At 66.9% G+C, this 15,377-nt stretch carries 15 protein-coding genes; 5 read left to right on the top strand and 10 right to left on the bottom strand.

From position 1 onward, the window contains the following. Positions 1–98 precede the first annotated feature (98 nt). Together H7V21_RS02740 and H7V21_RS02735 are read left to right on the top strand one after the other, a co-directional pair. The gene (locus tag H7V21_RS02740) at positions 99–1,283 is read left to right on the top strand and encodes an RsmB/NOP family class I SAM-dependent RNA methyltransferase (RefSeq protein ID WP_188055104.1); all 1,185 of its coding nucleotides are present in this window, start codon (positions 99–101) and stop codon (positions 1,281–1,283) included. 32 nt (positions 1,284–1,315) lie between these two features. Then, a complete protein-coding gene (locus H7V21_RS02735; RefSeq protein ID WP_188055103.1) occupies positions 1,316–1,822 on the top strand; it encodes a tetratricopeptide repeat protein in 507 nt (168 codons plus the stop codon). A gap of 7 nt (positions 1,823–1,829) precedes the next feature. Here the strand turns inward: H7V21_RS02735 and rsmA are convergent, their stop codons facing one another. From rsmA to H7V21_RS15810, 5 genes are all read right to left on the bottom strand, one after another. Further along, positions 1,830–2,648: a 16S rRNA (adenine(1518)-N(6)/adenine(1519)-N(6))-dimethyltransferase RsmA gene (rsmA, locus tag H7V21_RS02730; protein WP_188055102.1), complete on the bottom strand. Its 819-nt coding sequence runs from the start codon at positions 2,646–2,648 to the stop codon at positions 1,830–1,832. Continuing rightward, positions 2,645–3,694: a 4-hydroxythreonine-4-phosphate dehydrogenase PdxA gene (pdxA, locus tag H7V21_RS02725; protein ID WP_410482669.1), complete on the bottom strand. Its 1,050-nt coding sequence runs from the start codon at positions 3,692–3,694 to the stop codon at positions 2,645–2,647. Before pdxA ends, rsmA begins: the two co-directional genes overlap by 4 nt. Continuing rightward, complete coding sequence (locus H7V21_RS02720; protein ID WP_316715489.1) at positions 3,672–4,970, bottom strand: peptidylprolyl isomerase; 1,299 nt, start codon at positions 4,968–4,970, stop codon at positions 3,672–3,674. The genes pdxA and H7V21_RS02720 overlap by 23 nt, the downstream gene beginning before the upstream one ends. A 126-nt stretch (positions 4,971–5,096) precedes the next feature. Then, positions 5,097–7,376 carry an LPS-assembly protein LptD gene (locus H7V21_RS02715; RefSeq protein WP_188056311.1) on the bottom strand — a complete coding sequence of 760 codons (2,280 nt, stop codon included), beginning with the start codon at positions 7,374–7,376 and terminating at the stop codon, positions 5,097–5,099. A gap of 52 nt (positions 7,377–7,428) precedes the next feature. Continuing rightward, positions 7,429–7,554, bottom strand: a complete 126-nt coding sequence (locus H7V21_RS15810; protein ID WP_262504127.1) for a hypothetical protein — start codon at positions 7,552–7,554, stop codon at positions 7,429–7,431. Between H7V21_RS15810 and H7V21_RS02710 the strand changes: the two genes are divergently transcribed. Both H7V21_RS02710 and ndk read left to right on the top strand, forming a co-directional pair. After that, positions 7,534–7,974, top strand: coding sequence for a DNA polymerase III subunit chi (locus H7V21_RS02710; RefSeq protein ID WP_188055100.1), 441 nt, complete (start codon positions 7,534–7,536; stop codon positions 7,972–7,974). The genes H7V21_RS15810 and H7V21_RS02710 overlap by 21 nt on opposite strands. Positions 7,975–8,080: 106 nt before the next feature. Then, positions 8,081–8,503, top strand: a complete 423-nt coding sequence (ndk, locus tag H7V21_RS02705) for a nucleoside-diphosphate kinase (protein ID WP_188055099.1) — start codon at positions 8,081–8,083, stop codon at positions 8,501–8,503. 31 nt (positions 8,504–8,534) lie between these two features. Here ndk and H7V21_RS02700 read toward each other — a convergent pair whose 3' ends face one another. The 5 genes from H7V21_RS02700 to H7V21_RS02680 form a co-directional block, all read right to left on the bottom strand. Beyond that, positions 8,535–9,821 (bottom strand): sensor histidine kinase, encoded by a 1,287-nt coding sequence (locus H7V21_RS02700; RefSeq protein WP_188055098.1) that lies wholly within the window; start codon positions 9,819–9,821, stop codon positions 8,535–8,537. A gap of 35 nt (positions 9,822–9,856) precedes the next feature. Next, entirely contained in the window at positions 9,857–10,576 is a 720-nt protein-coding gene (locus tag H7V21_RS02695) for a response regulator (RefSeq protein WP_188056310.1), read from the bottom strand. Between the two features lie 80 nt (positions 10,577–10,656). Then, positions 10,657–11,520, bottom strand: coding sequence for a hypothetical protein (locus H7V21_RS02690; RefSeq protein WP_188055097.1), 864 nt, complete (start codon positions 11,518–11,520; stop codon positions 10,657–10,659). Positions 11,521–11,634: 114 nt separating this feature from the next. Then, entirely contained in the window at positions 11,635–12,402 is a 768-nt protein-coding gene (locus H7V21_RS02685; protein WP_188055096.1) for a thioesterase family protein, read from the bottom strand. Then, positions 12,399–13,943, bottom strand: coding sequence for a class I adenylate-forming enzyme family protein (locus tag H7V21_RS02680; RefSeq protein WP_188055095.1), 1,545 nt, complete (start codon positions 13,941–13,943; stop codon positions 12,399–12,401). The genes H7V21_RS02685 and H7V21_RS02680 overlap by 4 nt, the downstream gene beginning before the upstream one ends. Before the next feature lie 130 nt (positions 13,944–14,073). Here H7V21_RS02680 and H7V21_RS02675 point away from each other — a divergent pair, with 130 nt between their 5' ends. Continuing rightward, on the top strand, positions 14,074–15,294 hold the full coding sequence (locus H7V21_RS02675; protein WP_188055094.1) for an acyl-CoA dehydrogenase family protein: 1,221 nt from the start codon (positions 14,074–14,076) through the stop codon (positions 15,292–15,294). Positions 15,295–15,377: the final 83 nt, after the last annotated feature.

The following is a 15,377-nucleotide window of genomic DNA, read 5'->3' as shown; positions in this document are numbered from 1 at the left end:
ATATGGAGCGTCCTCTGCTTTAGCGTGCCGACAATGTTGCTCGCTCCTCTCTACGGCGCCCGGCGCGTGCATCCCCGTTTTGCAGCGGAGCGGTCCGCGTGACTCCCGCCGCTCGGATCCAGACCGCAATCGAGCTGCTCGATGCGATTGCCGCGGCCGCGCGCGATCAGGGGCCGGCTGCCGACACCATCCTCGCGCGCGGGTTCGCCAGTCGCCGCTACGCGGGCTCGAAGGATCGTCGCGCAATCCGCGAGCTGGTGTACGACGCGATCCGCCTCTGCGGCGAACGCCCCGAAAGCGGGCGGGCGGCGATGCTGGCGCTCGCTCAGGTCCGGCCGGACCTCTGCAACGCCTTCGACGGATCGTCCTACGGCCCGGCGACGATCGATCCTGCCGAACCGGTAGCGTCCGCCGGCATCGCGCCCGATTGGCTTGCGGCGCAGCTGACCGCTTCCGGCATCGACGCTGCGGAGCAGGCGGCGCTGCTCGCACGCGCTCCGCTTGATGTGCGCGCCAATCGGCTGAAGGCGCGCCGTGAGGCGCTTGCAGCCCGCTTTCCGGACGCCGAGCCGCTTGCCTTCGCTCCCGATGCGCTGCGTTTCCCGCCGGACACGCGCATCGAGGACACAGTGGAGTTTCAGACCGGGCAAATCGAGGTGCAGGACGCCGGCAGCCAGTTGGTCAGCGAAGCCGCGGGTGTGGAGCCAGGCGCAACTGTGATCGACCTGTGCGCCGGCGCGGGAGGCAAGACGCTCGCCCTCGGCGCTGCAATGGCCAACAACGGGCTCCTGCTGGCGTGCGACATCGATCGCGCCCGCCTGTCCCGTTTGCCCGCACGAGCCGATCGCGCCGGTCTCAGCTGCGCGTCACCGATGCTGCTCGATCCCGGTCGCGAAGCGGAGCAGCTCGACGCGTTCGTCGGCCGCGCCGATGTTGTGGTGATCGATGCGCCCTGCTCCGGCACCGGCACCTGGCGGCGCAATCCGGAGGCGCGCTGGCGGCTCACGCCGACGCGGCTCGAGCGGCTGGCCGCGACACAGCGGCATCTGCTCGCCGTCGGTGCCCGCCTGGTTCGGCCGGGAGGCACGCTGCTCTATGTCGTGTGCTCGTTGCTGGACGCGGAGGGCGCCGATCAGATCGACGCGTTTCTCCGGGAGCACGGGGGGTGGGCCGCGGTCGACCCGGCATTGCCGGTCGGGGAGGCGCGCGGGCAGGGCGTGCGGCTCACACCGGGCGCCCACTCGACGGACGGCTTTTTTGTCGCGAAGATGCAGGCGCCATGATAGCCTCCCGCGTTCCTGTTCCGGAGATGTTGATGCGAGTAACCACGCTTTCGGCGGCCGTTGCGCTGACGGTCCTCACGCTGTCCACCTCGCTTTACGGCCAGCGCGCCGATCATCAGATCGACGCACGCTCGGTCGCACTGCTGGAACAGGGCCGGGCGGAAAAGGCGGCAGGCGACTTGAGTCAGGCGATCGATCTGGTCGAATCCGCGCTGGTGGTCGATCCCCGCAATCGAGAGGCGTTTATCGTCCTGGCGGAAATAGCGCGCGCCCGCGGCCTCAGCGGGCAGGCGATCCGCTATTATCGCGAGGCATTGACGCTGGAACCGAACGACACCGCCGCGCTGCGCGGACAAGGCGAGGCGCTGGTGATGAAGGGGGCGGTCGAGCGTGCACGCGCGAATCTCGCCCAGATCCGCACGCTGTGCCAAGGCGCTTGTCCGGAGGCCGAGCGGCTTTCCGCAGTGATCGCGGCAGGCCCGCCGGAGACCGCGACCGCCGCCACTGCGACGGCGGCGCCCGAAGCGCGGGCGGACTGAGCCGCGCTCAGGCGGAAAGCAGTTTTGCCAGCGCGACGAATTCGGCGACGCTGACCGTTTCGGCGCGGCGGCTCGAATCGATGCCGAGCGCCTCCATCGCTGCGAGCGCACCAGGCACCGGCTTCAGGCTCTGGCGCAGCATCTTGCGCCGCTGGCCGAAGGCAGCGCCGGTCAGTGCCTCCAGTCGGTCGAGCCGCACTGAGGCGGGCGCCGCTTCCGCGACGATGTGAACCACCGCCGACATAACCTTCGGCGGCGGCGTGAAGGCGGACCGGTGCACCGACATCGCAATACTGGCCCGTGCGCGCCATTGGGCAAGCACCGCCAATCTGCCATAGGCCTCGCTGCCCGCCGATGCGACGATCCGCTCGGCGACTTCCTTCTGGAACATCAGTGTGCAGCTCGCCCACCAGGGACGCCATTCGGCCGAAAGCCAGCGCACCAGCAGCGCCGTACCGACATTGTACGGCAGGTTGGCTACGATGTGCGGCTTGCCGGTGAATAGCACGGGCGCGTCGATTTCCAGCGCATCGCCTTCGATCACGCGGAGCCGCTCGGGATAGGCTTCGGCGAGTTCGGCCAGTGCGGGGATGCAGCGCCGGTCCCGTTCCACTGCTGTCACTTTAGCGCCCGCCGCCAGCAGCGCCCGGGTCAGGCCGCCGGGCCCGGGACCGACTTCGAACACTTCGGCATCGACAAGATCGCCGGGGACGGCAGCGATGCGGCGGAGGAGCTGCTGGTCGAACAGGAAATTCTGGCCCAGCGCCTTGCTGGCGCTCAGCCCGTGCCTGCGGATCACCTCGCGCAACGGCGGAAGATCGATCACGCCGCTCCCTGCGCCGCCAGCTCGGCGCGCCGCTGCGCGGCGCTTGCCGCCATGCGGATCGCCGCGATCATCGCACCGGGCTCGGCCTGATCGCTACCCGCGATGCCGAACGCCGTCCCATGATCCGGCGACGTGCGAACGATCGGCAGGCCGAGCGTGATGTTCACCCCTTCGTCGAAGTGCAGCGTCTTAATCGGCACCAGCGCCTGATCGTGATAGGGGCAGAGCGCAGCATCGAACCTCGCGCGGGCCCGCGGATGGAACATCGTATCGGCTGCGAAAGGACCGATCGCGTCGATACCTTCCTCGCGCAGCTGCTCGATCGCCGGCTTCAGGATCTCGATTTCTTCGCGTCCGATCGCGCCGCTCTCGCCGGCGTGGGGGTTGACCCCTGCGAAGGCCAGGCGAGGGCGCTCGATGCCGAAATTGCGGAGCAGTCCGCGCGCCGTCACTCGCGCCTTGTTGAGCACGAGTTCGAGCGACAGCAAGCCCGGAACATCCGCCAGTGGAACATGCACGGTCATCGGCACTACGCGCAGTGTCGGTCCCGCCAGCATCATCACCGCATTCTCCACCGAAACGCCGCAACGCTCGGCAACGAACTCGGTCTGTCCCGGATGGGCAAATCCGACCTGATACAGCTGTGCCTTGGAAACCGGCCCGGTCACCAGTGCGCCGGCCGCGCCCGAGCGGGCAAGACCCGACGCTGTTTCCAGGGTCTGAAGCGAACAGCGCGCTCCTTCCAGATCGGGCGCGCCGGGAACGATCTCGCCGCCGTCGGCAATCGCCAGGACGGGCAGGGCATGGTCGAACACGTCTCCGGCCTCGGCGGGGTCTTCGATCCGCTGGATCGGTCCTCCCCAGACCAGTTCGACGGCCTTCATGCTTCCGACTGCAAAGAAGGGCGCAAGCGAGTGAAGCTCACGAGCCTTCCATGCCTTGGCGACGATCTCCGGCCCGATCCCGGCAGGGTCTCCCATCGAGATCGCGAGCGGCGGGATCATCATCCGCTCCCCGTCCGCGTCAGCGATATTCGACCAGCGCATCCCGGCGCAAATCGCGCAGCATACGCTCGGCGCGCCGGTTCACACGCTCCTCTTCCTCGCGCTCGCGAATCTGATCGGCGGAAGGCAGGAAGTTGCTCGGCGGATCGTCACGCCCGCACAGCACCAGCACGCGCACCCCGTCCTCGACCGATCCGAACGGCGGAGTGGCCTCGCCGATCTGCATGTTGATGAGGAGTTCCTGAAGCTGCGGAGGTAGCTGGCGAAGAACCACCGCGTCGTTGTCGACGACATCGGCGCCGATCTCGCGCGCGGTGTCGTTCACGGCGCCGCAGCCCTGCATCGCCTGCGTAGTGGTGGCGAAGGCGGCCGTGCGGCTTGCCGCCTCGGCCTCGGTAGTACCTGCGGGGAAGCGAATGCTCATCTGACGCAGACTGAGCTGCGCGTCGCGCGGGTCCGCCGTGAGGACCTGCCGCTTGTCCTGCAGGAGCAGCACGGAAAAGCCGCCCGGCACTTCGATCGGACCGACCACCTGGCCCACCTGCATGCTCCGCGCGGCCTCGGCAAGCGCGTCCGGAAGCATCGCAGGCCGGACCCAGCCCAGATCGCCGCCCGTGGCGGCAGTGGTCGCATCCGAGAAGTTGCGCGCGAAATACTCGAACGGAGCACCCTCGCGCATCTGCGCCAGCATCTGCTGCATGCCCGCATACACCTCGCGGGCCCGATCGGGGGTGGCGTTCAGATAGATTTCGCGGAGATGATACTCTTCGGTCCCGCGGGCCTCTTCGAGCCGCTGGATGATCGCGTTCACTTCCTCGTCGCCGACGTTGATCATCGGCACGACGCGGCGGCGCAACAGGCGGCTCCATGCCAGTTCGCCTTCGATCTGGCGCCTGATCGTACGGTCGGACGAACCGATCTCGCGAAGCCAGCGCGACATCTCCTCAGGGGTGCGGTTGAAGTTCCGCGCCACGCGAACGAAGCTCTGGTCGATCTCCGGCTGCGAGATCTCGATCTCGTTGGCCTTCGCCTCCTGGATCTGGAGCGTTTCGTCGATAAGCTGACGCAGGATCTGCAAGCGAAGCTGTGCCCGTTCCTCGTCGTTCAGTTGAAGATTGTTGAGCGCGCTGACGACGGCGACCCGATGGTCGATGTCCGTTCCGGTGATGACAACATCATTTACGATCGCCGTGGGCTTGCGAATATTTGGATCGCTGGTGCCGAAGATCTGAAGATTGGACGGCAGATCGAGCCCCGTTGCGGGCACTTGGGCATCGGGAACGGTCTGGGCCGTCGCCGCCGAGGCCAGCGTCATCATGCACAGGGCAAGAGCGGATCTGCGACCCAGGCGGGCCGCCTTCGCAACGATGTTCACAGTAACCAAAAGCCTCATCCTGTCCGGAATTTTCGCGCCTTTACTCGGCAATTGTGCCTGAACCAAGGCTTAGCGGCCCAGGTTCTTGAAAGCGAATGTGAGCAGATAGCTGTTGCCGCGCCGCGCGTCGCCGGTGTCCTCATAGTCGCGCTTCCAGGTGAGCCCCAGGCGCAGACAATCGTCTTCATACATGATGCCAAGGCGATGCCGCACCGGTTCGAACCCGTCAGCGCTCGACAGCACGTCCTCGTTGCGGTCGGTGAGGTCGAGCAGCGCCGAGCCGGACAGCGACCAGAAGCGCGCAACCTGGATCCGTGCGCCGATCCGAGCTTCCTCGCGATCCTGCAAATCCTCCAGTTCCTCCCCGATGTTCCGGTTCAGCCGCAGATAGCCGAGCTCGATATAGGTCGCACGCGAGCCGATCGTGGTATCCACTTCGTTGCGACGGATCGCCAGATTGTCCTTGTCGAGCCGGTAGCGATGGGTGAACGACACGAAATCGCCCCAGCGCACGACCGTGCGCCCGACGACGTCGGAAACCCGATCGGTCAGTCCGGTTCCGTCCGGGAACAGCGTGGGCCGCGACGTCAGTCGGTAGCTCTGCCCCACGTTCGCGTCGATCGAGAAGCCGGGAAGATAGAGGGCATAGTCCAGCCCCCAGGTGAAGCGTGTCGAATCCTCGAAACGGTCGTAGCCGGGGAAGCGATTGAGCGCGAAGAGATTGGAATCCTCAAGGTCCACCGCGCGGGCGTCTTCGTTGGGGATGTCCAGATTCTCGATCTCGGGCACGGCGACGACCTGGAAGCGGGGCGTGATCCGCTGCGTGCCGCCGAACGCCGGGCCGATCAGCGGCCAGCGAATATCGACCGCGAGCGCCCCGATCGCGCGGGCTTCGAAGCCTTCGGTGCCGCGATAGCTGGGCACGGTCGTCTGGAAGATGTCGTCGGCATTGTAGACGTCGCCGCGGCCATAGGCGGTCAGCACGACTTCCTGGCCCCAGGGGGTGAGGCGCCGCAGATCCCAGCGCGCCGAGGCGAAGCCGCGCTGCGTGTCCTGGCCGTCGGGGCGGCTGATCGCCAGCGTGTTGAGCTGAAGCTCGACCCGGCCTTCGAGAACGTCATCGATACGGCGGCGATAGTCGATTTCGGGCAGCGCCAGCGGCTGGAGCTCCTGACGCTCGCCGACACGCAGCGTCTGCACCGCCCAGGCGTTGACCGAGAAATAGCTGTCGCTGCCGATCCGTTCGACGCGGATGTTGTTGCGCAGCCGGTCGTCGCGCGAAATGTCGTAGCGGCGCAGGAAGGTGCGGTCCGAAGTGACTCGGATCGACTCGCTGATGCTCCAGTGCGGATCGAGCTGGAACGTGCCTACGCTGTCGAGATAGCCGCGGAAATCGTTCTTCGAAGTGGCTGAAGTGACCGGCCCCGTCAGATCGTCGCTGCGCCGGCTGTACGTGCCATAGGCGCTGACGCGATAGGCGCCGAGCGGCGTGAGCTCGCGGAAATCGACGCGCAGCATCGGGAGCACTTCGCTGTACACGCTGGGGGTGAGCGTCAGGTCACGATCAGGGGCGAGTGCGAAATAATAGGGGAGCGAGACCTGAAAGCCGTTGGTGCGGCTGTAGCGGATGTCGGGCTCGAGAAAGCCGTCGTCGCTGCGCCCGCCCGCCGGATGCGAGAAGACGGGAAGCGGCACGGACGCGATACCGAAGACTGCGATCCGGGCTCCCGAATAGCGGATCCGGCCGGTGTCGGGATTGTAGACGACGCGGTCGGCGGTGATCTTCCACGATGGCTTCTTGGGGCAGCCCTCGGAATCGACGACGGCGCACGGCGAATAGGCGGCATCGGCGACGATGATGACGCCGTCCTCGCGCGTGCCCCGGCGCGCGGCGATGCGCCCGCCGTCCTCCAGCACGACCAGCATGTTCTCGATCACGCCGTCGCGGAGCGTGTCGGTCAGTTCGATGCGGTCACCATAGGCAGTGTCGCCCGCGGCGCTGGTCGCGACGATGTTGCCTTCCGCCACGACTTCCCCCGTCGCGCGGTTCCAGATCACGCGATCGGCGCGGAGCCTGTCGCTGCGGCGGTAAAGCCGAACGTCGCCGCTAGCGACGACGATGTCGCGCTCGGTGTCATATTCGATCTCCGCCGCTTCGAACCGGATCTGGTCGGGGTCGTCCGGTACATCCGCGGCGGGCGGGGCCGGTTCGACGTTGCGATCCTGCAGATCGGGTTGCGCCGTCTCCAGTTCATCGGTCGCGAGGGGTGGCTCCAGCGTCTCCTCGGGCTGAACCGGCCTCGGCGCCGTATCCTGGGCCTGAGCCTGCGCCGCAACGCACAGCGCCATGGGAAGCGCGCCGGAGAGCAGCAGTGCCTTGCGCGTCACGGGGAACCGAACCTCATACACTCATGCGCGCGCCCGCACGCTCCGCTTGCCCTATCGCACCGCTGCGCGCGTACCGCAACGCCTTGGCCGCGGCGATCGCGGCAGGGTAGAAGATCGCATGCAGGTCGATTTCTTCCATTTGACGCAGATGCCGCTCGAGCGCGCGCTTCCGCAAGTCGCCGAGCGGGTTGTTGAACGCGGTGGGCGGCTGTTGATCGTCGCGGAAGGCGAAGCGCTGCGCGCCAAGCTGGACGCGCTGCTCTGGAGCTATGCGCCCGAGAGTTTCCTGCCTCATGCCGCTGCCGGGACAGGAGAGGATGCGGCACAGCCGATTCTGATCGCGGATTCGACGCAAGCCGCCAACGGCGCCCGCAACATCGTGCTGGCGGACGGAATCTGGCGTGATGCGGCGCTGGCATTTGACCGCGCCGTCCTTTTCTTCGATGGCGACAGCATCACCGAGGCGCGCGCCGCATGGAAGGAACTGGTGACTCGCGACGGCGTGGAACGCCGCTATTGGAAGCAGAACGAAGCAGGGCGCTGGGAACAGATCGCCTGAGTTCGCCGAGCCGATGGTCGCGCGCGTTCGGCTTGCATCCGCACCGGGCGGCGATTAGGGGAGCGCGACTTTTCCGCAACCCGCAAGCAACAGGAGCCGCACGGCCATGGCCGCGACCCGGACCTTTTCGATCATCAAGCCCGATGCCACTCGCCGCAACATCACCGGTGCGGTCACAAAGATGCTGGAGGAGGCCGGCCTGCGCGTTGTCGCTTCCAAGCGCATCCAGATGACTCGCGAGCAGGCGGAAGGCTTTTACGCCGTCCACAAGGAGCGGCCCTTCTTCAACGATCTGGTCGAGTTCATGATCTCGGGTCCGGTCGTGGTGCAGGTGCTCGAGGGCGAGAACGCCGTCGCGCGCAATCGTGAAGTGATGGGCGCGACCAATCCGGAGAACGCCGACGAGGGGACGATCCGCAAGGTTCACGCGGAATCGATCGAAGCGAACACCGTGCATGGCTCCGATTCGGAAGAGAATGCCGCGATCGAGATCGCTTATTTCTTCAAGCCCGAAGAAATCGTCGGCTGACGATACGGCCCCTCCCCCGGCGGGGGAGGGATCACCGTCGCGGCAGAGTGATGGTGGCCACCAGGCCACCGCCGTCGCGATTGGCGAGCGACACGTCGCCGCCCGCCTCGCGGGCGATAGCGCGGGCCAGGGCAAGTCCCAGGCCGATGCCGCCGGTGTCGCGGTTGCGCGAGCTTTCGAGCCGAGTAAACGGGTCGAAGACCTTCGCGAGCTTGTCTGCCGGAATCCCCGGCCCGCGGTCCGCGACTTCGATCGCGACATCTGCCGTTCGGGGCACCAGGCGCACTTCGGCCCCGCCGGCGTATTTTATCGCATTCTCGATCAGGTTACGCAGCGCGCGGCGCATCAGCGAAGGTCGGAGCCGGATCGGCAGGCGCGGCGATTCCTCAGTCGTGACGTCTGCGCCGAGATCGCGGAAGTCCTCCACGACCGCATCGATCAGCGCGGCGAGATCCACATCGGTCGGCGGCTCGCTCGGCCGGCCTAGCCGGGCCAGCGAGAGAATGTCGTCGAGCGTGCGGTTCATTTCGTCGATCGTGTCGGCCATTTTGGCACGATCCTCGTCGTCCTCGACCGATTCGATCCGGACCCGCAGCGCCGCCAGCGGCGTCCGCAGATCGTGGCCGATTGCGCCGAGCATCCTATCCTTCTCGTCGAGCATCGCATTCACGCGGCGGCTGAGCGCGTTATAGGCTGCGGTCACCGACTGAACGTCGCTCGGGCCGTCCATCGGCAGCGGTACCGCAGTGGCGTTCGGATCGAAGCGGCGGGCGGCTTCCGCAAGCGCGTTCAGCGGTCGCGATATCCGCCGCGTGATCCACAGCACCGGCAGCAGGATGATCGCATAGAGGATCAGTGTCTGGACGATCAGGATGAGCAGGATACGGCGATCGGTGCGCGGCCAGGGCGCAATCACTCTGAGCCAGCCTCGGCCCGGCACTTCCGCGGCGATCACCAGCATTGCGCCCTCGCTTCTCCGCTCGCGCAGCGCACGCGTATCGCGCCGGAGCGGGCGCAGGCCGGTATCGACGCGCGCGACAGGCACGCCGAGCTCTTCCAGCTGGCGACGCACTTCGGAGGCGACTTCGGGGCGGCGCTCCCGCCACGCCGGGATCGGGTTCGCGTCGTCGACACGAACCCGGCCGCGGTCGCCGAGAATCGGGCCGCGCCCCGCGGCCTCGCGTTCGAGCGCATCGGCGATGCGGGTGGCGGCAGGCCGCGCCGCCTGCGCAAGACGGAAGTTCGCGCTGCTGCGTAACGCGAGAGCGAAGTTGACCGCCTGCGCAACGAACAGAGCCGCCGCGAGGAGCAAGGCCATTTGCCCCGCCAGGCTGCGCGGCAGGAAGCGCGCGTTCACAGCCGCGTCACTTCGGCCGCGAGTGTGTAGCCGCCGCCCCACACGGTCTTGATGACGGTCGGATTCCTGGGGTCGGGCTCGATCTTCTTGCGTAATCGGCTCACCTGATTGTCGATCGCGCGATCGAAAGCGGCCGCCTCGCGGCCTTGGGTAAGGTCGAGCAGTTGATCCCGAGTGAGTACCTGGCGGGGGCGCGTCACCAGTGCGTTGAGCAGATTATACTCGCCGGTCGACAGCGGCACCGAAACGCCTTCCCGGTCGACCAGCGTGCGTTCTCCGGTCTTCAGCACCCAGCCGGCGAATGCGAAGCTGCCCGCTTCCGGGCCATGCTGGCGCGTGCCCCCGGCGGCCAGCCGGCGCAGCACGACCTTCACCCGTGCGGCGAGCTCGCGCGGCGAAAAGGGCTTCACCACATAGTCGTCGGCGCCCATCTCCAAGCCGACGATCCGGTCGGTTTCCTCCGCGCGTGCGGTGAGCAGGATCACCGGGGTATCGCTCGTCTCGCGAATATGGCGGCACAGGCTGAGCCCGTCTTCGCCCGGCATCATTATGTCGAGGATGACGAGATCGATCGAATAGGCGGTCATCCGCGCCCGCGCACCTTCTGCGTCGCCGGCCTGAGTCACTCGGAAGCCCTGCTTCGTCAGGTACTGTGCGAGCGGCTCACGGATCGAACGCTCGTCGTCGACGAGCAGCAGGTGCGGCATTTCTGACATCATCATCGCGGTAGCACATCCGAAGGCGGCGGAAAGGGCGGACGGCGCGAAGGGGAGCGCGCCGTCCGAAGGTGCAGCTGTTACTCGGCGGGCGGAACGGCGCCAGTTTGGCGGTCGCCGCGACGCTCCCGCATCTGCTCCATCCGTTCGCGCACGGCGTCGCGCTCGGCCTGGTCGATCGCGCCGTCGCCGTTGCTATCCAGCCGGGCGAAGCGGCGTTCGGCCTGCGCCTTTTGCTCCGCGAGACTGATCGCGCCATTCCCGTCGGCGTCGATACGATTCATCCTGCGCTCCCGGAAGCGGGCGCTGCGCTCGCCGCCACGCTCGTGCTCGCCCATGCGGCGGCCGTGGTGCGCCCCGCGGCGATTGTGCAAGCGCTCGTCACCGGTCAGTTGCCCGTCGCTGTTCGCATCGCGTTGTGCGAACCGCTGCTCGACCTGGGCGAGCATCTCGGCGCGGGTAAGGATGCCGTCGCGATCCGTGTCGGCGCGCGCGATTGGATCGCCGCGCCGTTCGCGCATCTGCCGCATCCGCTCGCGCGCGGCCTCGCGCTCGGCCGGGTCGATCGCGCCGTCGCCATTTGCATCGAGCCGGGCGAAGCGGCGCTCGGCCTGCGCCTTTTGCTCCGCGAGCGTGATCGCGCCGTTCCCGTCGGCGTCGATGCGACTCAGGATACGTTCGCGAAGCCGCCCGCCGCGGCGGTTGTGGAAGCTCTCGCCCTCCGTCAGTTGCCCGTCGCTGTTCGCATCACGCTGTGCGAACCGCTGCTCGACCTGGGCGAGCAGCTCGGCGCGTGTAACCACGCCGTTGCGGTCAGCGTCGGCGCGAATCGTGGAATGGCCGGGCGAAGGCGCCGGGGCGGGGGGCGCGTTCTGCGCGAGGGCGACCGTGCCCGTCAGGGTCATAGCACCGAGTGCGGCGGCCGCGATCAGTCTGGTCTTCATGAGCGTGCTCCAGTTCAGCGCGGCGCGCAGGGGCCGCGCCGCAGGAGCGCCTTTTGTCGGATCGCTGTCGCAGGGGTGTGTCAGCGCCGGGGCGAAGTGTCGCAAAATGTCGCGTTAGGCGAAGATCGCGACACTCTGCATCGCATCAACCACCGGCGCGCCGGCGGCATTCCAGATGCGCATGCGCTGGCTGCTGAAGCCATCGACCGCCCGGTCCGTCGCCGCCTGGAGCAGCCACCAGCCGTCCTGCGTCGAAAGATCGGTCGTCAGCAGATTGACGTGCCAGGTCAGCGAACTGAGCGGCACCTGCTTGTCAAACAGCTTGAAGGCGGCGGGGGGCAGTCCGTCGGCGATCGCGAGCAGCTCGACCGCTGGATCGAGACCGTCGCGTCCGCGCAGCCGCGCCCAGCGCAGCCATTCCGCTGCACCGGGCACTTTCACGTCGTGAAACTCGAAATTGCCAGTGAAGAACTCGTCCGGGCCGATGTAGGTCTTGGCATCGGGCTCGGGCGGGTGCCGCTCTGCCCGGGACATAGCGTCGTGCGTGACCGCGGAAGGCAGCGGTGCCATGAAGAGAAAGGTCGCGCGCAGCCCCAGTCCCGCTTCCGAGCGGACTTCGGTGTCGATGTAGGTTGCGTTGCGTCCGCGCCGCAGGCGTTGGGCCGTGATCGCGACCGCGCCGGCGAGCGGCCCCACGAAAGCGACTTGCGCCGAACGCAGCGGCGGCAGATCCGCTTCGCTCCGTTGCGCGGCATGCAGCGCCAGTGCGGTCGTCAGCCCGCCATAGGCGGTACGGCCCTGCATCCAGTCCGCGGGCACCGTAGTTCGAAAGCCGTCCTCGACGCGGTCCGCCTGCGACAAAATATCGGCGATGGGGGTCACTTTGCATTCTCCAGATATCGGTCGCGGAGCGCGCGCTTGAGTATCTTCCCGATGCTGCTGCGCGGCAGTTCGGCCACGCATTCGAGTGCGCTCAAGCGCTGTGTCTTGCCGACCCGATCGTTGAACCACGTCAGAATCGTTGCCGTGTCAGTCACGGCGTCGCGCGCGACATAGAAGCCGACCGGCGTCTCGCCCCATGCTTCCGACGGAATCCCCACTACCGCGCAGTCGGCAACATCGGGATGCTCCGCCAGCACCGCTTCGAGATCGGAGGGATAGATGTTGAACCCTCCGGAGATGATGACGTCCTTCTTCCGATCCATCAGGATCAGAAAGCCGTCCTCGTCGAACCGGCCGAGATCGCCGTGTCGGATGTAGCGCCGGCCCTCGGCATCGAACCATTCGGTCTCGCGGGTGGCTTCGGGCCGGCCGTGATAGCCTGTCATCATCCCGCCGGACCGTCCGACGACTTCGCCGGTTTCTCCGGGCGCCACTTCCTTCCCGCGCTCGTCGATCAACCGGATGTCGCAACCTTCGATCGGCCGTCCGACGGTGTGCAGCTTGTCGGGATGCATGTTGGCGATCAGGATGCACGTCCCGCCGCCCTCGGTCATGCCATAGATCTCGAGTAGCAGCCCCGGCCAGCGTGCGAGCACATCCGCCTTCAGCTCGGCCGAGAAAGGCGCGCTGGTGCAGGTCTTGAAGCGGAAGCTTGAAAGGTCGAACCGGCCGAAGTCGGGCAGCGCCATGATGCGGCGATACTGCACCGGCACCAGCATCGCATGGGTAGCGCAATGTTTCTGCGCAGCTTCCAGAAATGCATGTGCGTCGAACTTGCGCAGCAGCACGGCTGTGCCGCCCCAGCCGAGCGTGGGCAGGAAGCTCACCAGCGTGGTATTCGAATAGAGTGGAGTGGCGACCATCGTCACTGCGTCGCCGAAACCCGCGGCCGTATTTCGGGCGATGTGCGACCAGCGCATCGCGTGCGGCTGGACGATTCCCTTGGGTGTCCCGGTGGTCCCAGACGAATAGATAAGATTGAACGGATCGTCGGGCGCGATCCGCACGGGAGCCGGAATCGTTGATGCGGGCGCGAGCCAGGTCTCGAACGCTACTCCCGCGCCGCTTCCGTCGAGCGCGACTCGCTTCGCCGGCAGATCGATCGTGCCCAGCATTTCCGCCGCTTCTTCGTCGAGGAAGAGCAGCGGCGCGCCGCTGTCCCGCACCATCGCCGCGATTTGCGCCGGCGTCGCGGAGGGGGCGAGCGGCGCTGCGACACAGCCCGCGCGCACCGCTCCCAGAAAGACTTCCGCATAGGCGATCGAAGGCGCCGCCAACAGCGCGACTGCGGTTCCTTGTGCCACGCCGTCGCGTTGCAGCGCCGCTGCTACGCGGTCCATCCGCGCATCGAGCGCAGCATAGCCGAGCGTCCGCCCGTCCATCGCCAGCGCCGTCTTTTCGGGACGCTCGCCGGCATGGGCACGAATCAACTCGGACAGTGTCGCGAACCCGCTGCTCAGCAACGCCTCGGCGGTCGGCATCGGTTCCTCTCTCTTCCAGCTTCTTTGGCGCTCCACTAGGGCGCAACCACCACTCCGTACAGCATCGACTTGACGCGGCTCGGTCCATACCGCAATTTCGAATCAACGAAAGACATACCGGAGAGAGAGGATGGCCACCGCACCCGATGTTGAGGCGCTTGCCGACCCGCTGGAGGCGTTTCGCGTCCATGCGCGCGAATGGCTCGCGGCGAACTTCCCCCCGTCGCTGCGGGGCAAGGACAATGCGATGTCCGCGGTCGAGGGGCCGACCGAGCTCAGCGACGAGGAGGCGGCCTGGAAACATGCGATGGGCGAGAAGGGGTGGGGCGTTCCCGCCTGGCCGAAGGAATATGGCGGCGGCGGCCTGAGTCGTGCCGAGGTGCGTGTGCTCCACGAGGAAATGGCTCGCATCGGTGCGTGGAATCCGATCGGCGGCATGGGCGTGATGATGTTCGGTCCGACGCTGCTCGAATATGGCACCGAGGAGCAGAAGCGCGAGCATATCCCGCCGATCGCCCGCGGCGAGATCCGCTGGTGCCAGGGCTATTCCGAGCCGGGAGCGGGTTCGGACCTCGCTTCGCTCCAGACCTTCGCCGAAGACGCCGGCGACCATTATGTCGTAAACGGCCAGAAGACATGGACCAGCGGCGGCCAATGGGCCGACAAGTGCTTCATGCTCGTTCGCACCGACAAGACGAAGAAGCATGAAGGTATCACTTTCCTGCTGGTCGATATGGATGCGCCCGGAGTCGAAGTGAAGCCGATCCGGCTGATCTCCGGCAGCTCGCCCTTCTGCGAGACTTTCTTCACCGACGTGAAGGTGCCGAAGGCGAACCGGGTCGGCGAGGAGGGCCAGGGCTGGACGATCGGCAAGCGGCTGCTCCAGCATGAGCGGACCAGCCTGTCCGGCGGCGGTTCCAGCGCGGGGCGCTTCTTCGCGGGCACGCCGCTGTCGGAGCTGGCAAAGCACTATGTCGGCACCGACGAGGGCGGGCGTATCGCAGATGCGGATCTGCGGATGCGGATTGTGCGCCACGAAATGGATCTGCGGGCATTCATGGCGACTCTGCGCCGCGCCGCGATGGAGGCGAAGGCGGGTCAGGGCCCGTCCGCCACCTCTTCGATCATGAAGAATGTCGGCGCGCGAATCACGCAGGAGCGTGCCGAACTGGCGCTCGAGATCATGGGCATGGCGGGGCTCGGCTGGGAAGGCGAGGGCTTCACGCCGGAGGAACTGGCGCAGACCCGCGGCTGGCTCTTCGGCAAGGCAGTCTCGATCTACGGCGGTTCGACCGAGATCCAGAACAATGTGATCGCGAAGCGCATCCTTGGCATGCTCGATCATCAATAATGCGTGTGCCGCTGCGGAAGGGGCCCCTTCCGCTTCGCGGCATCGACGCCACAGGCTCTGCATTGCGATGGAGCGACGGGGAA

Source organism: Sphingosinithalassobacter sp. CS137, from assembly GCF_014334115.1.
In the GTDB taxonomy this organism is placed as follows: Bacteria; Pseudomonadota; Alphaproteobacteria; order Sphingomonadales; family Sphingomonadaceae; genus Sphingomonas.
Note: the sequence above shows the minus strand (reverse complement) of the source record. Positions and strands in the feature narration are given on the sequence as shown.